16 protein-coding genes are annotated in these 16,021 nt (G+C 36.1%); 14 read left to right on the top strand and 2 right to left on the bottom strand.

From position 1 onward, the window contains the following. Positions 1–189: 189 nt before the first annotated feature. From KKC91_03525 to nadE, 6 genes are read left to right on the top strand one after another with little or no spacing between them, the layout of a single operon-like run. The gene (locus KKC91_03525; GenBank protein MBU0477623.1) at positions 190–426 is read left to right on the top strand and encodes a hypothetical protein; all 237 of its coding nucleotides are present in this window, start codon (positions 190–192) and stop codon (positions 424–426) included. Beyond that, the gene (locus KKC91_03520; protein MBU0477622.1) at positions 410–1,261 is read left to right on the top strand and encodes an exosortase/archaeosortase family protein; all 852 of its coding nucleotides are present in this window, start codon (positions 410–412) and stop codon (positions 1,259–1,261) included. The genes KKC91_03525 and KKC91_03520 overlap by 17 nt, the downstream gene beginning before the upstream one ends. Before the next feature lie 32 nt (positions 1,262–1,293). Then, a complete protein-coding gene (mnmG, locus tag KKC91_03515) occupies positions 1,294–3,165 on the top strand; it encodes a tRNA uridine-5-carboxymethylaminomethyl(34) synthesis enzyme MnmG (GenBank protein MBU0477621.1) in 1,872 nt (623 codons plus the stop codon). 12 nt (positions 3,166–3,177) lie between these two features. Then, on the top strand, positions 3,178–4,098 hold the full coding sequence (locus tag KKC91_03510) for a TIGR01212 family radical SAM protein (protein ID MBU0477620.1): 921 nt from the start codon (positions 3,178–3,180) through the stop codon (positions 4,096–4,098). A 1-nt stretch (position 4,099) separates the two neighbouring features. Then, the gene (locus tag KKC91_03505; GenBank protein ID MBU0477619.1) at positions 4,100–6,292 is read left to right on the top strand and encodes a glutamine synthetase III; all 2,193 of its coding nucleotides are present in this window, start codon (positions 4,100–4,102) and stop codon (positions 6,290–6,292) included. Between the two features lie 9 nt (positions 6,293–6,301). Next, entirely contained in the window at positions 6,302–7,021 is a 720-nt protein-coding gene (nadE, locus tag KKC91_03500; GenBank protein ID MBU0477618.1) for an NAD(+) synthase, read from the top strand. On the opposite strand, the gene KKC91_03495 is transcribed toward nadE, so the two are convergent. Beyond that, on the bottom strand, positions 7,018–7,188 hold the full coding sequence (locus KKC91_03495; protein MBU0477617.1) for a hypothetical protein: 171 nt from the start codon (positions 7,186–7,188) through the stop codon (positions 7,018–7,020). The genes nadE and KKC91_03495 overlap by 4 nt on opposite strands. Before the next feature lie 13 nt (positions 7,189–7,201). Then, entirely contained in the window at positions 7,202–7,399 is a 198-nt protein-coding gene (locus KKC91_03490; GenBank protein ID MBU0477616.1) for a helix-turn-helix domain-containing protein, read from the bottom strand. Positions 7,400–7,571: 172 nt separating this feature from the next. Between KKC91_03490 and KKC91_03485 the strand changes: the two genes are divergently transcribed. The 8 genes from KKC91_03485 to KKC91_03450 form a co-directional block, all read left to right on the top strand. Next, complete coding sequence (locus tag KKC91_03485; GenBank protein ID MBU0477615.1) at positions 7,572–8,789, top strand: glycosyltransferase family 39 protein; 1,218 nt, start codon at positions 7,572–7,574, stop codon at positions 8,787–8,789. Then, complete coding sequence (locus KKC91_03480) at positions 8,776–9,519, top strand: glycosyltransferase family 2 protein (protein MBU0477614.1); 744 nt, start codon at positions 8,776–8,778, stop codon at positions 9,517–9,519. The genes KKC91_03485 and KKC91_03480 overlap by 14 nt, the downstream gene beginning before the upstream one ends. Continuing rightward, positions 9,509–10,543 carry a hypothetical protein gene (locus KKC91_03475; GenBank protein ID MBU0477613.1) on the top strand — a complete coding sequence of 345 codons (1,035 nt, stop codon included), beginning with the start codon at positions 9,509–9,511 and terminating at the stop codon, positions 10,541–10,543. The genes KKC91_03480 and KKC91_03475 overlap by 11 nt, the downstream gene beginning before the upstream one ends. Positions 10,544–10,586: 43 nt before the next feature. Beyond that, entirely contained in the window at positions 10,587–12,404 is a 1,818-nt protein-coding gene (locus tag KKC91_03470; protein MBU0477612.1) for a carbamoyltransferase, read from the top strand. Between the two features lie 25 nt (positions 12,405–12,429). Beyond that, positions 12,430–12,831: a hypothetical protein gene (locus KKC91_03465; GenBank protein ID MBU0477611.1), complete on the top strand. Its 402-nt coding sequence runs from the start codon at positions 12,430–12,432 to the stop codon at positions 12,829–12,831. 289 nt (positions 12,832–13,120) lie between these two features. After that, positions 13,121–13,855, top strand: coding sequence for a class I SAM-dependent methyltransferase (locus tag KKC91_03460; protein MBU0477610.1), 735 nt, complete (start codon positions 13,121–13,123; stop codon positions 13,853–13,855). Then, positions 13,856–15,247, top strand: a complete 1,392-nt coding sequence (locus KKC91_03455) for a B12-binding domain-containing radical SAM protein (GenBank protein MBU0477609.1) — start codon at positions 13,856–13,858, stop codon at positions 15,245–15,247. Positions 15,248–15,257: 10 nt separating this feature from the next. Beyond that, a partial coding sequence (locus tag KKC91_03450) for a glycosyltransferase family 39 protein (GenBank protein ID MBU0477608.1) occupies positions 15,258–16,021 on the top strand: 764 nt, incomplete at its 3' end.

Below are 16,021 nucleotides of genomic sequence, written 5' to 3'. Positions count from 1 at the left end.
GTATGCCCCAAACCCCCAATTCTTGGGGGCTTTTTAGGTGTGCACTTTTAAAACTTAAATCGCTTAAAAACTGTGCACTTTTAAATTTTATCTGACACACTCTTTCTTTTTTCTGTAAAACCCACAAAAATTTCTGTATAATCATAAGTTGAGTATATAAACTAGACCATTAACATGTGAGGAAAAACAATGAAAGTCAAAATCCTTGTCATTCTAATTGTGTTTTTTATTTTTGGTACCAATCAACTTGGGTATGCTTGGGGATGGCGGCCTAGGCCTCCTGTTCCTCCTCCTCCAGTTGCTCCGGTTGCTCCTCCTGCGGCAGCTAAAGCTCCTCTGCCTGGTTCAGCGGTTGTTGTTATTATAGCGTCAGGAGTTCTTCTTCTGGGATTATGGAGGAGAAAAAGGAATGAGGATTCAGACTGACAGGGGAAAAATATTCCTGATATTACTGGTTTCTCTCATTATTCAGGTTCTCTTCCATGGATATTTTTTATGGATACTGAGCATTTACCACCACCAGCCTATGTATTTTTATATTTTACTTACACCTCTGATATCCTATCTTCTTTTCAGGCATGCTCAGACAAGCTTACCTTTTAAACTGGAGAAGAATGCCAGCGGTATATTTTGTTTCTTTGTCTTTCTCCTTTTGGGCTTTCTGATTTTCTTATACGGATTTTTTTTCGGAATGTATTTTTTTGAAGGGGCTGCACTCGTTGTTTTTGCATTCAGTCTATGTTGTCTTTTTTATGGTATGAAGAAGGCAAAAAAAGTCCTTTTCCCATGTTTTTTTCTTATTTTTCTCTATCCTTTTGAATGGAGACTCTCTTTTTTGAGTCACTGGATTAATCGTCTTAATACAATTATCGTTGGTACTTTTTTTGATCAGCTTGGTATGCCGGTTAAGCTGTCATTGGAGAATTATTCGGTAACAGTATCTGATTTTACGCTTATTCTTGTGGAACGTTGTTCAGGGCTGGATACGCTGATTATATTGCTAATGTTTTTATCAATTTTGCCGTGGATATGTAAATTTAACCTCGCACAAACATTGATATGGATAGCCAGCATACCTCTATTCATTTTGATATCAAATATCTTGCGGATTTTATTGTTCACTATTGCAGGGGTAACAGGTATGAACTGTGCTAAAAACGATGGTTTTGACAAACTTCTGGGAACCTTCTTTCTGGTTTTTCTTGCCCTGCTTTTTATGTATGAGAAAAACTGTTTAAAAAAATGTTATAATAGCCGTTAATGAAAACGAATAAAGTAAATAGGCGTAGAAAGATGAAATATGATGTGATTGTTGTTGGTGCGGGACATGCAGGGTGCGAGGCGGCTCTGGCTAGCGCGAGAATGGGCGCTAAGACATTGCTCATCACAATGAATAAAGATAATATTGGTTTTATGTCCTGCAATCCTGCAATTGGCGGAATAGGCAAGGGGCAGCTTGTTAAGGAAATAGATGCTCTTGGCGGTGAAATGGCAAAGGCAGCTGATTACTCAGGCATACAGTTTCGCCAGCTCAATTCTTCCAAGGGGCCTGCAGTACGTTCCTCTCGTGCGCAAATAGACAGGAAAAAGTACAAATTTTATATGAGGAATGTTGTAAATGAGCAGAAAAATCTGGATGTAACAGAGGGACAGGTTATAGGATTAGTTGCAAAGAATATGTCTGTTATTGGAGTGAAAACCAGTTCCGGGAACATTCTCTCTAAAACAGTGGTTATTACTCCCGGCACATTTCTGAACGGGCTGCTTCATTTAGGGCTTAAGCATTTTTCAGGCGGTAGAATGGGGGAAAAAGCAGCAACAAAACTTTCGGATTCCTTAAAGGATTTAGGATTTAAACTTCTTCGTTTTAAGACAGGGACCTGTCCGCGTCTGGATGGAAGAACAATTGATTTTTCAGGACTCCAGATTCAGGAGGGAGATAAAGAACCAATACCGTTTTCTTTTTCAACGCAATGCATAGACCGAAAACAAGTTCCCTGCTATATTACCCATACCAATCAAAAGACACACGAGATTATCCGATCCGGACTGAGTAAGTCGCCTCTGTTTACAGGCATAATCCGTGGCACAGGAGTGCGATACTGCCCCTCAATTGAAGACAAAATAGTAAAGTTTGCTGATAAAAGTCGTCATCAGATATTTCTGGAACCTGAGGGTCTGGACACATTTGATTTCTATCCTAACGGGCTTGCTACAAGTCTGCCGAAAGATATCCAGATAGATTTTTTGCACTCAATTAAGGGGTTGGAGAAGGCAAAGCCCACACATATGGGTTATGGAATAGAGCATGATGTTATTGATTCCATGCAGCTTTATCCTACTCTGGAAACAAAGCTAATTAGTAGTTTATATCTGGCAGGACAGATTAATGGTACTACAGGATATGAAGAAGCTGCAGCACAAGGACTGATTGCAGGAGTAAATGCTGTGCTAAAGATGAAAGGGAAAGATACTCTTATACTGGATCGCTCTACCAGTTATATTGGTGTACTGCTTGATGATCTTGTAACTAAGGGTACGAATGAGCCATACAGGATGTTTACTTCACGCGTTGAGCACCGCCTTGTTATTCGTGAAGATAATGCAGATTTACGGTTAAGAAAAATTGGATATGAAGCAGGCCTTGTTTCGAAAGATAATTTTGATAAAACTGTTGCGAAACAGAAAAAAATTGAACAAGGATTAAAATATTTAAGAAGAGAGAAAATAAGACCTTCAAGGGAAACAAATCAAAAACTGGAAAAGCTCAATATCCCTTCTATTAAAAAAACTGTTTCTCTGGAGGAATTTCTCAGACGTCCAGCAGTTGGCATTAAAAAACTAATACAAATAGTTTCCATGTCGAATACTTTCGGAATTGACTTAGCTGACGATGTGCTGACCCAGATAGAGACAGAGGTCAAATATGCTGGCTTTATTCAGAGGCAGATTAGAGATATAGAGAGATTTAAGGATCTTGAGAAGATAAGGATTCCCAGGGATTTAGACTATGCAAATATTCCCGGATTATCAAAAGAGATTAAGGAAAAGTTGGGAAAATTCCAGCCTGTATCACTGGGTCAGGCGAATCGCATTTCTGGCGTAACCCCTGCAGCAATCATGATTCTAATGGTATTTTTAAAAAAAGTGAGAAGTGGAAAGTAAATAGTGAGCACAATAAGAAGATATTCCAAATTTTCTAAATATCTCAGGAAACGTTTTGGAGTGCGGGTTTATAAGGTAAGCATAGATGCAGGATTCTCCTGCCCTAATAGAGACGGCTCAAGGAGTAAAAACGGCTGTATCTATTGTGATAATAAGGGATTCAGCTTTAACAGCCGTACTGCTTCACTGCCAATAGAAGAGCAGATTGCTAAAGGCATAGAGTTTGGTAGGAGAAGATTTAAGACTGAGAAATTTATAGTGTATTTTCAGGCATATACAAATACATACGCTCCTTTAGAAGTTTTGAAGAAAAAGTATGATACTATCAGGGAATTTGAAGATGTTGTAGGCATATCCATTGGCACTCGTCCTGATTGTATAAATGAGGGGATTCTTAATCTAATTGAAAGCTATACATCTGATTACGAAGTATGGATTGAGTATGGGCTTCAGACCACACATAATGAGACTTTAGAGTTTATAAACAGGGGGCATGTTTATAAAGATTTTCTAGAAGCTGTGAATCTGACAAGAAAAAGGAAAAACATAAAGATATGTGTTCATGTGATTATAGGACTTCCTCATGAGACTGAAGGGAAGATTTTGGAAACTGCGGAAGTTCTAGGCAGGCTTAAATTAGATGGTATAAAGATTCATCCTCTTCATATAATAAAAGGAACAAAGCTGGAAGAGATTTATAATAAAGGGCAGTATAAGCCATTGGAATTAGATGCGTATGTGAATTTGGCTGTGGGATTTCTGGAACGTATCTGGCCAGATACTGTGATTCAGAGAATAACTGCAGATTGCCCCATGGAATTTCTCATAGCGCCGATGTGGATTGTTGACAAAAACAGAGCGCTGGGTAAAATAGAAGAGAAACTTCTACAAATGAACACGTTTCAAGGCAGATTATATCAGGAGAGAGAATAAGATGAGTATAAGACAAGATGTATTAGGGAAAATTAGTGGTGTTAAATTGAGCGTGGAAAAGTTACCTAAAAGAGTATCAAACTATTTTGGTGAAAACACGTTTAGTATTTCTGTGATAAAAAAACACATAAGTAAAAAGACCTTTGCATCATTTAGGCGCTGGCTTGATGAAGGAAAAACAATCAGCATGAAGGAAGCAGATGAAATAGCAAAGGCAATGAAGGATTGGGCAATTGGAAAGGGAGCGACTTATTATACACACTGGTTTCAGCCTATGACAGGTCTTACAGCTGAGAAGCATGATAGCTTTATTTCGCTTGATGGAGAAGGCAGAGCTATTGAGAAGTTTAGCGGATCAATGCTTATTCAGGGTGAACCTGATGCATCCAGCTTTCCAAGCGGAGGTATAAGAACTACCTTTGAAGCGCGTGGATATACAGCATGGGACCCTTCAAGTCCTGCGTTTATTATAGAATGCGAACTCGGAAAAACTCTGTGTATACCATCCATATTCATTTCATATCATGGAGAAGCGCTTGATAAAAAGCTTCCTCTACTGCGCTCTGATGAGGCTATTAACAAAGCAACAGTTAGGCTTTTAAAGCTTTTCGAGCATAAGGACGTAAAAAGGGTTTTTTCAGATTGTGGCGCTGAACAGGAATATTTTTTAATAGATAAGCGGTTTTATAGAATGCGACAGGATTTACTTATGACAGAACGCACACTAATTGGAGCATCATCTCCAAAAGGACAGCAACTGGAAGATCAATACTTTGGCTCAATTAAAGAGCGCGTTATAAATTATATGAATGATGTAAGTATTGAGGCATATAAATTGGGTATTCCTTTAAAGACCAGACATAATGAAGTTGCTCCTCACCAGTTTGAGTTTGCTCCTGTTTTTGAGGACTCCAATATTGCAGCAGATCACAATCAACTTCTTATGGATATTATCAAAAAGATCGCCTTGAAACATGATATGGTATGTCTCTTACATGAAAAACCATTTGCAGGTATAAATGGAAGTGGAAAGCACATTAATTGGTCTCTGTCGGATAATAATGGCAATAATCTTTTTAATCATGGGAATACGCCAGAAGACAATTTGCAGTTTCTGGTATTGTTAATAGCTGTAATCCTGGCTGTTTACAAACATGCTGATCTATTATATGCCAGTATAGCCTCAGCAGGCAATGAGCATAGGCTTGGAGCTAATGAAGCTCCGCCTGCAATTATGTCAGTGTTTATCGGTAGCCAGTTAACAAAGGTTCTCAATACAATAGAAAAGGGTAAAAAAGCAGAATTTAGCAAGCAGGATATTGTAAATTTGGGCATTGGCAAATTGCCGACATTTAATAAAGATGCAGTTGATAGAAATAGGACTTCTCCTTTTGCTTTTACTGGTAATAAATTTGAATTTAGAGCAGTTGGCAGTTCCCAGAATATTTCAACACCTATTATGGTTATTAATACAATTGTCGCAGAGTCTATAGATTATATTACAGATAGAATAAAAAAGGAGTCTAATCACAAGAATTTTAGTTTGAAGATGTTGAGTGTGTTGGGAAAAATAATTAGAGAAACTAAATCAATTAGATTTGAAGGTGATAATTATTCTAAAAGCTGGATAAAAGAAGCGGGAAAAAGAGGGCTGGTTAATGAACCTTCAACACCTAAGGCGCTTAAAACTCTTATTAAGGAGGAGAACATAGCGCTGTTTGAGAAATATGGTGTGCTTACAAGGGGAGAATTAGTTTCAAGATATAATATATGGATTGATCTGTATAATAAAAAATTGGAGATTGAAGCCAATACTTTGCGTGAAATGGTGGACTCAAATGTGGTACCAGCAGGCTTTGATTATCAGGGGCTTTTGGCGAAGAATCTTACAGATCTGGTCTTCTTAAGGAAGAATGCTGGTTTGAAGATTAAAGAAGAAGTTTTTGAAGATCTTAAAAATCACTTAACGAATGTAACAGATAAGATATATTATGTGAGAAAGCATACACGTAGAATGGAGGGGCTTCTGAAGAAAGCCGGCGATCTGAAAGCAGAGGAGAAGTCTAATTTATTCTTTGAAGAATTAAAACCTCTAATGGAGCATATAAGAAAACATGTTGATGAACTTGAATGTGTTGTAGCTGATGAACATTGGGATTTACCAAAGTATAGAGAGATGTTGTTTGTGCAATAAAATATAAAAATGGAAAATATATCAGTAAAGCTAGTTTCATGGCTTAAAAAGCAAGTGGAGAGGTCAGGAGCCAAAGGTTTAGTTTTTGGCCTTAGCGGGGGTATAGATTCTGCCTGTGTTGGTGTTCTTTGCCAGAAGGCTGTCAAGGACAATTGTCTTGGATTGATAATGCCATGTGAGAGTCAGAATAACGATGAAGATATGGCATTTCTGATTGCAAACAAGTACTCAATTCCAGTTAAGAAAATATCTCTTGATGAGTCATTTAAAAAGCTTCTGGAGGTTTTACCAGCTTCTGAAAACAATATAGCCAGAGCAAACCTGAAACCAAGACTAAGGATGCTTACATTATACTACCATGCAGCTAACTATGGATATCTGGTCTCTGGATGTGGGAATAAGACAGAAATAGAACTCGGCTATTATACAAAATACGGAGATGGAGCAGCTGATATTCTTCCTCTGGGTAATTTGTTTAAGACTCAGGTAAGGCAGTTGGCAAAAGAGTTAGGCATGCCACGAGAGATTATAGCAAGAAGACCCTCTGCAGGCCTATGGCCAGATCAATTTGATGAAGATGAAATGGGCCTTTTATATGACGAGGCAGACAGTATTCTAAGGGCAATCGAAAGCAATAATACCAAAGACATAGACAGACGAAAACTCCATAAAGTAATGAGTATGATATCAAGTTCACAGCATAAACGAGATCCTATTCCAACCCCTTAGTTTACTGCAACAGCAGTCTGCCCAGCATGCTCTTCTATAAGCGAGGAATTAATCTCTACTTTGTCTATTTCTACTTTATGTCCTCTGTAGCATTTTTCACAGACTTCCTTGTTGTTTTTAAAATACACTGAATCCACTTCATTTTTGCATATTTCACATCTATACATTTACTTCACCTCCTCACATTTTTGTTTTTGGATAAGGGCAATTTTCATACATTTGTGCTTCAAGCCACTCATCTATTGTTTTTCTCTTAAAACGCCACTGATTTGAAAGTTTTACAGCAGGGATCTTTGCATTATTAGCAAGTTTATAGACTGTTCTCTCATTCATTTTAATGTAACCAGCCAGCTCTTTTATAGTCATTATTTCACTCATGTGCGAAATACTAACATCAAAATACATAAATGTCAAGAAAAAAGTTTATTTTGGGCAAAAACGATACTAAACTACCTTGTAATACAATAAACTGACAGTTCTGGGTTTTCCCAATTCCCTTGATTTTAGTGAATAAAGCTATTACACTTACGGTTGAAATTGGTGGGGAGATATGAAAGAAAGATTGAACAGTTTAATTTGCATGCAGTCTAGGGGGAAAGCAGTTCTTTTTATTTTCATAACAGCCCTGTTATTCAGGATTATTGGTTTGTTTTTTGTCGACATACATAATCTTGAATACGGAGATATGACATATCAAACAATAGTTGATAACTTACTAGATGGGAAAGGATATTTGGAAGGGGAATTCCGTGCTTTCAGACCTCCTTTGTTTCCATTAATACATGCAGGGATATTAGCTGTTTTTGGTAGAGATAACATACTTGCCTTAAGACTCTTTTTTATAATGATAGGGTCCATTACGTGTGTTGGGCTGTATTTAATTGCGAGAGATATCTTCAGACTCAAACTTGCCGTATTGACAGGCTTATTGCTGGCTCTCAGCCCGCAGCATACCTGGTATAGTATTCATATCCTGTCAGAATGCCCCTATACATTATTTCTGGTGTTTCTTGTGTATTTTCTGCTTAAAGCTGTTCAGAAAAGCAAACTGGTATTTTCATATGCGGCTGGCATTCTGCTTGGACTTTCTTTGCTGACCAGGTCCATATTAGCAGGTTTTCTTCCTTTCTATCTTTTATGGATGCTTGTTGTTTATAAAAGCAAGCTAAGTGCCATAAGACATTTTGCTGTTCTTTTAATATCTGCCATGCTAATTATCTCTCCCTGGGTTATAAGAAATTATTTGGTGCTAAACGCCTTTGTTCCTCTGTCTACTGATGGAGCAGAGGTCTTTATTAGAGGCAACAATCCTGGTACGCTTCATTCAAAAACTGGTTTTTGCAGTAAATATGAAGATAAAGTTGCAGAAGGGCTAGGTGAAGTTGAAAGGCAGAAGGCGTATTACAATTTCGGATTTAAATTTATAAAAAACAATACTGATCAATTCCTGAGGAATGCGATGGATAGATTCATACAGCTCTGGCGTCCATTTCCAAATACAAAATTTCCTCAGGTAAAACCGGTATATGCTATAATATATTTTTTAAGTTTTCTTCCTATTTTAATATTGTGGTTTATAGGCATGCCGCTATCCTTTAGACAATTCAAATACACAAGCTTAATATACCTACTGATTATCTATTATACGGGTGTTCACATGATAATGCTTGCGTGCATAAGATACAGAGAACCTCTAATGCCGTTTTTAATACTTTTTGCTGTTTTTGGTATAACACAATTAAAACAATACAGATATGTGGAAAGATAAAATAGTTTCTGTAATTTTCCCTACATACAACGAGAAAGAATCTGTTCAGGAGGCTATTCAAGACTTCTTCTCAAGCGGATATGTTGATGAAATAATTGTGGTAAACAATAATGCTGCTCCTGGGACATCTCAGGAAGTAGCAAAGACAAAAGCAAAAGAAGTATTTGAACAGAAACAAGGCTATGGATTTGCAATAAGACGGGGGTTTGAAGAAGCAAAAGGAGATATTGTTATAATAAGTGAACCTGACGGGACATTTGTAGGGAGGGATGTGATAAAACTATTAGCCTATTCTGAGGAGTTTGAGGCAGTCTTTGGTACCAGGACCACAAAAGAGCTGATAATGCAAGGCGCAAACATGGGGTTTTTTCTCAAATGGGGAAACTGGACAGTTGCAAAGCTCATAGAAGTATTATTCAATACAACTATTCTTACAGATGTTGGATGCACAATGAAGCTTCTGAGTAGAAATGCGTTAGAAAAAATAAAGGATCAATTCACAGTAGGCGGCTCGCACTTTGGTGTGGAGCTCATGCTTCTAGTAATAATTAATAAAATAAATTTTTTTGAAATACCTTTAAATTATAGCAGGAGGGTCGGTCTCTCCTCTGTTACAGGGAAAAAACATGTGGCTTTTCTTCTGGGACTCAAGATGATTTCTCTGATTATTAAATATAGAATGAAATCCAAATATCAGGCAGTAAGAGATTTATTACTTCATGTCAAGTAATAAATCCGTATCTTTAAATTTTCTCATTTTTGTTGTTGCTCTCATCATTACTCTTTTTGTTATAGAGTTTATTTTGAGAACTATAGATTTTCCCAAAGGAGCAACAGCTATTAGAATGTATTCATGGAACTATAAAGGACAATATTTAGATCTTACCGCAGGTTTTAGAGGCAAAGTGTATAATACGGACTGTAGTATCAACAAATATGGCATGCGAAATGTAGATTTTCCTCTGAGAAAACCCCAAGGAACAATTCGAATACTTGGGTTAGGCGATTCATGGACGTTTGGAATGTGGGTTGAAGAAAGGAATACATATCTTAGAAAATTAGAATCCATTCTCAGAAGAAAGAATCCAGCTCAATCAATACAGGTTATAAATGCTGGAATATGCAGCTTAAATACTGAGCAAACTGGTAAGCTGGTTATTGACAAGAAGCTAATGAAATTCTCACCTGATATTGTTATGATAAATGTGGGTCCCTACTGTGCAGAATCAGGCATACCTGATTCTGCTTTTCGCAAAAACAGATTTCTCGTAAGAGCAAAGGAGATCTACTCAGACTGTTTTCCATATACTTATTCATTTATTAAGTTAAGACTTGAGAGAACCAGAAAATTCGGATTTATAAAAAAAGATGTTTCTAGAGAAAAAGATATTCGTTTATTAAAACAGGCATACATGGAAAAACTTTACAAAGATGAGAATACAGGCTTAATGGAGCTTAAGAAAGCCATTAAAAAGCTGGATGCGATTGCAAATGAGAGCAATTCGAATCTGGTTGTCTTAATATTCCCGATTTTGGAGGATCTTAAAGATTATAAATATGAATATGCTCATAAAAAAATATCCATGTTTTGTAGACGAAATAATATAAAATACATAGATTTTCTCCCTGAATTTTTGGGTAAGGATGAAAGAGAACTCTGGGCATCAGAGGATGACCATCATCCAAACAAGCTTGGACATCAAATAATAGCAGAAGCGTTATATGAATGCTTAATTTCTGATTCCAAATTTTAAATTAAAAAGAAGATAACATAGAATTATTTATTAAAAGCTAATTATGTATATTCTCGGAATATCCTGTTTTTATCACGACTCAGCAGCTTGTCTTATAAAAGACGGAGAGATCATTGCGGCTGCTCAAGAGGAGAGATTTACAAGAAAAAAGCACGACTTTGAATTTCCTAAGAATGCTGTAGAGTTCTGTCTGTCTTTTGCTAAAATAACGGTCAATAATTTGGACTATGTTTGCTTTTATGAAAAACCCCTTGTAAAGTTCGAAAGGATTCTGGAGACATATCTCTCATATACTCCTGTGGGAGTAAGATCGTTTTTAAAGTCTATTCCTCTGTGGATCAAGCAGAGGCTTTGGATACCTGACTTAATTAAAAATGAATTAGGGTATAATGGCGAAATCCTGTTTTCAGATCATCACCTTTCTCATGCAGCTTCAGCTTTTTATCCTTCTCCATTCAAAGATGCAGCAATACTAACTATGGATGGTGTTGGGGAATGGACAACTGCTAGTTTTGGAATAGGTAAAGGAAACCTTGTGAAACTTCAATACGAAATGAAATTTCCGCATTCCTTGGGACTCTTGTATTCTGCCTTTACCTATTATACCGGCTTCAAAGTGAATTCTGGCGAGTATAAGGTCATGGGGCTTGCTCCTTATGGAAAACCTAAATATTACAACATTATTATGGAAGAGTTAATAGACCTGAAAGATGACGGTTCATTCAGGCTTAATATGGAGTATTTTGATTATTGCGCAGGTCTCAGAATGACAAACAGCAAGTTCAACAAGCTATTTGGAGGAAAGCCCAGAAAGCCTGAAACACTGCTTACTCAGAGAGAAATGGACATTGCACATTCCATACAAAAAGTTACAGAGGAAATAATGCTCAAATTAGCTAATCATGTTCATAGAATAACACATCAAAAATACCTTTGTCTGGCAGGTGGTGTAGCTCTGAATTGTGTTGGTAATGGGAGAATACTTAGAGAGGGGCCTTTTGAAGAGATCTGGATTCAGCCTGCTGCAGGAGATGCTGGTGGAGCGCTTGGAGCAGCTTTAGCCTGCTGGTATGGATTTCTCAAAAAACCTAGAAAGGCATCTGGCTTGCGGGATTTTCAGAAAGCTTCTTACCTTGGGCCAGAATATGATGATAGTTACATACTAAATTTCATAGAAAAAAATAATATTCCTTACAAGAAGCTTGAAATTGAGGAAATACCCGAGGTAATTTCAAAGCTGGTTGCAAACGAGTATGTTATTGGCTGGTTTGAAGGAAGAATGGAATTTGGTCCAAGAGCATTAGGCTCAAGAAGCATCATAGGTGATCCCCGCTCAGCAAAGATGCAGTCAATAATGAATTTAAAAATAAAGTTCCGTGAATCATTTAGACCGTTTGCTCCAAGTGTTCTTTTGGAAAAAGTTTCTGATGTCTTCGATCTTGATAGAGGAAGTCCATATATGCTGTTTGTTGCGCCTGTAAAAAAGGAGATGCGAAGAGAACTAAGTGAAGATGAAAAAAAACTATGTGGAATAGATAAACTCAAGGCTATGCGTTCGGGAATTCCAGCTGTTACTCACGTGGATTACTCAGCAAGAATACAAACCGTCTCAAGAGATAACAATCCCCTGTACTATAATATGATAAATTCATTTTATCAAAAAACGGGTTGCCCTCTAGTAATAAACACTTCATTTAATGTAAGAGGGGAACCTATAGTCTGCAGTCCTGAAGATGCCTATTTGTGTTTTATGCGAACGAACATGGATTATCTCATAATGGGAAAGTACCTGCTTGATAAAAAAGCGCAGAAGCCTTTGGAAAAGGATGTTGACTGGAAGAAGAAATTTGGACTGGATTAATCAATAAAATTCCGGATTTTTAATTATGAATTTTAAATTAAAAGATGAGAAAAAAGAGCTCTGGAGATTTGGCATCTCGGCGGGAATTGCTCTTTTTATTTTGAGCTTAATATTATTTTTAAAGCACAATTCCAAGTTTATATATTCCATTTCTGCAAGTATCATTTTTTTATCAATAGGATTATTGAGGCCGCTATATTTAAAACCCATCCACTTCATTTTATCCAAGATATGGTTTGGCATTTCTCAGTTGATTACAAAATTAGTTTTAATAATAGCTTACTATCTCATATTCACACCGATTGGACTTTTAATGAGAGTCGTAAAGAAGGATCAGCTTGCTAAAAAAATAGATAAAAAGGCTAAGACTTATTGGTTGAATAAAGACCTCAGCTCTGATAGTTTAGATTACAGAAAAATGTTTTGAGAAAAATTTATGTCAAAGATAGCAATACTAAAAGAAATTTGGTTTTTTCTTAGAGTTAGGAAAAAGTGGTGGTTAACACCAATAATTATCATGCTTATTCTGCTTGGTCTATTTATAGTCTTAACTGAAAGTTCCACAGTTGCCCCTTTTATTTACACGCTTTTTTAGTGTATAGTCTGTGAGAAATAAAAAGCAGAAAACATGGTAAGTCAAATCTCAATGTGCTTGTTTTGATAAAGATGTTAAGAAGTATTTATAAATTTAACGAATTACAATAAGGATGTTCTCTTTGGGAAGACAAAATAAAAAGGTGGAAAAAGAGTTTTTTGACCACTATAGTGAACAAAAGAGATACGAAGTTCTAGAAGAAAAAGGCTATCAAAAATTACTCAGTGAATTTGAAAATTTAGTTTGTCCCAAAAAAGGAGAAAGGGTTATTGATCTTGGGTGTGGTACAGGAGCCTTCACTCAGAGATTAAAAAAACTTGATCTAGTCATAATGGGTATGGATATTTCCACAAAAAGCATCATCAAAGCAAAGAAAGATATACTTGATGTAAAATTTTTGGTTGGAGATATTGAAAAAACCGGATTAAAGGATAATTCATTTGACATTATTATATATAGTGGGGTACTTCATCATTTTCCTGATTTTTCTGGAGTGCTTGATGAAGGGTTTAGAATTTTGAAAAGTGGTGGAAGAATGTTCTCCTATGATACTAATTTGAATAATCCAATAATGGCACTCTACCGTCATCCGAAATCTCCATTCTACTCCAGCAGAGGATTAACATCTAATGAACGCTTGTTTACTAAAAGAAAGCTTGAAATAAAAGTGAAGAAAGCAGGTTTTAAGAAGATAAAAGCAATGGCGATTTCGGGAATACCTTATAAATCTGTTGAACTGAAGGCAGTAAATAAATTTCTTTTTCTCTATAACCTTTGGGAAACTCTATTTGAACATTTATCTATTTCTAAGAAATTGGGATCTTTTCTTCTCTGTTGTGGCGAGAAAGCAAAGTAAATGAAAATACTACTGGTTAATCCATCTCAAGTTGAAGTGTATGGCAAGATTGGTTCGCCTGATTATTCCCCATTAGGTTTGGCTTATATTGGTGCAGTTCTGGAGAAAGCAGGGCATGAAGTTAAGATAATTGATATAGATATGGAAAAAATTTCAGAGGAACAATTTCCGAAAATTATTAAAGATTATTATGAATTAGTTTGCTTTACTGCTACCACCCCTACTTACGAAAAAGCTGTAAAACTTTGCAGATCAGTTAAGAAAAACACTGATGCGGTAACTGTTCTAGGTGGAATACACGCAACCATTGCTCCAGACGCATGTGCTCAGTCTGAATTTATAGACTTTGTGGTTAGAGGTGAAGGAGAGGTTACAATCCTGGATTTGATATATGCTATTCAGGGCAAAAAAGCATATACTGAAGTAAAGGGAATATCATTTAAGGAAAATGGCAAAATAATTCATACTTCAGAAAGAGAGCTTATAAAAAACATAAATGAAATTCCCTTTCCTGCAAGGCATTTGTATAATCAGCAGAAATACACCTATCCTGATTCGCTTTTAACTCCCGTTATGCCTATTATAACATCCAGAGGCTGTTCGCATAACTGTACTTTCTGCTGTACAAAACTGATGTTTGGTTCCATGGTTAGGTTTAGAAGCGCTCCGAATGTGGTTGATGAAATTGAATATTTAATTAAGAAATATGAGGTTAAAGAAATACACTTTTGGGATGATAATTATACATTAAATAAAAAAAGGGTTTTCGAAATTCACAAGGAGCTTAATAAAAGAAACATTAAAATAAAATTTGCTTTTCCCAACGGCTTAAGAGTTGATCAGGTAAATGAAGAAGTTTTAAAGTGTTTGAAGGATATGGGAGTTTATAGTATTGCCTTTTGTGTTGAATCTGGTAACCAGACTATCTTGAATAATGCAAAAAAGGGGATAAACTTGAAGCAGATTGAGAAAGCTTATTTTTTGGCTAAAAGAATTGGTTTTGAAACATGGGGTTTTTTTATGCTTGGTCTGCCTGGTGAAACTGAGAAAACAATCAAAGACACTATTGAATTTGCCAAAAAGATAAATCCTGATATTGCCAAGTTTCATGTTCTTAAACCATTTCCTGGAACAGAAGTTTTTAATCAATTAATGAAGGCAGGGATGATAACAGAATTTGATTATTCTAAATATGGAATTCATACCAGACCTGTTCATAAATTACCTGATTTAAGTGAAGATGATCTATTAAAATGGTTAAAAAAAGCTTACAGAATATTTTATTTAAGGCCTTTTAAGATTCTTAGCCAATTATTAAGAATATTAAAGTCATGGGAACGATTTAAATTAAATATTAAAGTTGGATTTCATGTGCTTAGGGTCATGAAATAATTGTGATAAAATGAATCTTATCTCAAAAAAAATACGTAGCAAATGGATCTTTGTTCTAATTCTAATTTTAGGATCTGTTCTACGCCTAGCCAACCTTGAAGGCAGATGTTTCTGGTGCGACGAACTTGAATCGTACAATAGAGCAATACAGCCAGTTGTATCTATGTTATCCGGTCTTATTCATAACACTCCACATATACCATTATATTATATTTTGCTTCACTTCTGGTTGAAACTCGGGACATCCGATGCTTTTACAAGAACACTCTCCTCTTTCTTTGGCGTAATGACAATTCTGGTATCATATTACTTTTTCAGAAAACTATTTGGTAAGAAAGTAGCGTTGTTATCTGCATTTCTTTTGGCTATATCACCGCTTCATATAATGTTCTCAAGAATAGTTCGGGAATATGCCTTAGTTGGCTTGCTGTCCGTATGTTCAGTATTCTGCTTTTGGTATGTAATATCAAGCGAATCACACAAACCTCATCGCTGGATTATTTATGGAATAATCTCATTTTTGCTGGTATATAGCCACTATTATGCATGGCTTATTATTATTGCTCAGGGGCTTTTTTTATTAATCTACAAAAGGAATAAATTAAAACCATGGCTTATTACAAATATGATCATGTTGATTTTATTTCTTCCATGGATGACAATAAATCTTTTATTTAGATCAAAAGGTTATTGGGGGAATTATCAACCATATACCTCGTCAACTTTCGGTTATTTTATCAAGACAGCATACTTTTTCTATAATTTTACTCTTGG

The sequence above is a fragment of the bacterium genome (assembly GCA_018812485.1).
In the GTDB taxonomy this organism is placed as follows: Bacteria; JAHJDO01; JAHJDO01; order JAHJDO01; family JAHJDO01; genus JAHJDO01.
This window is presented reverse-complemented; position numbering and strand designations above follow the sequence as displayed.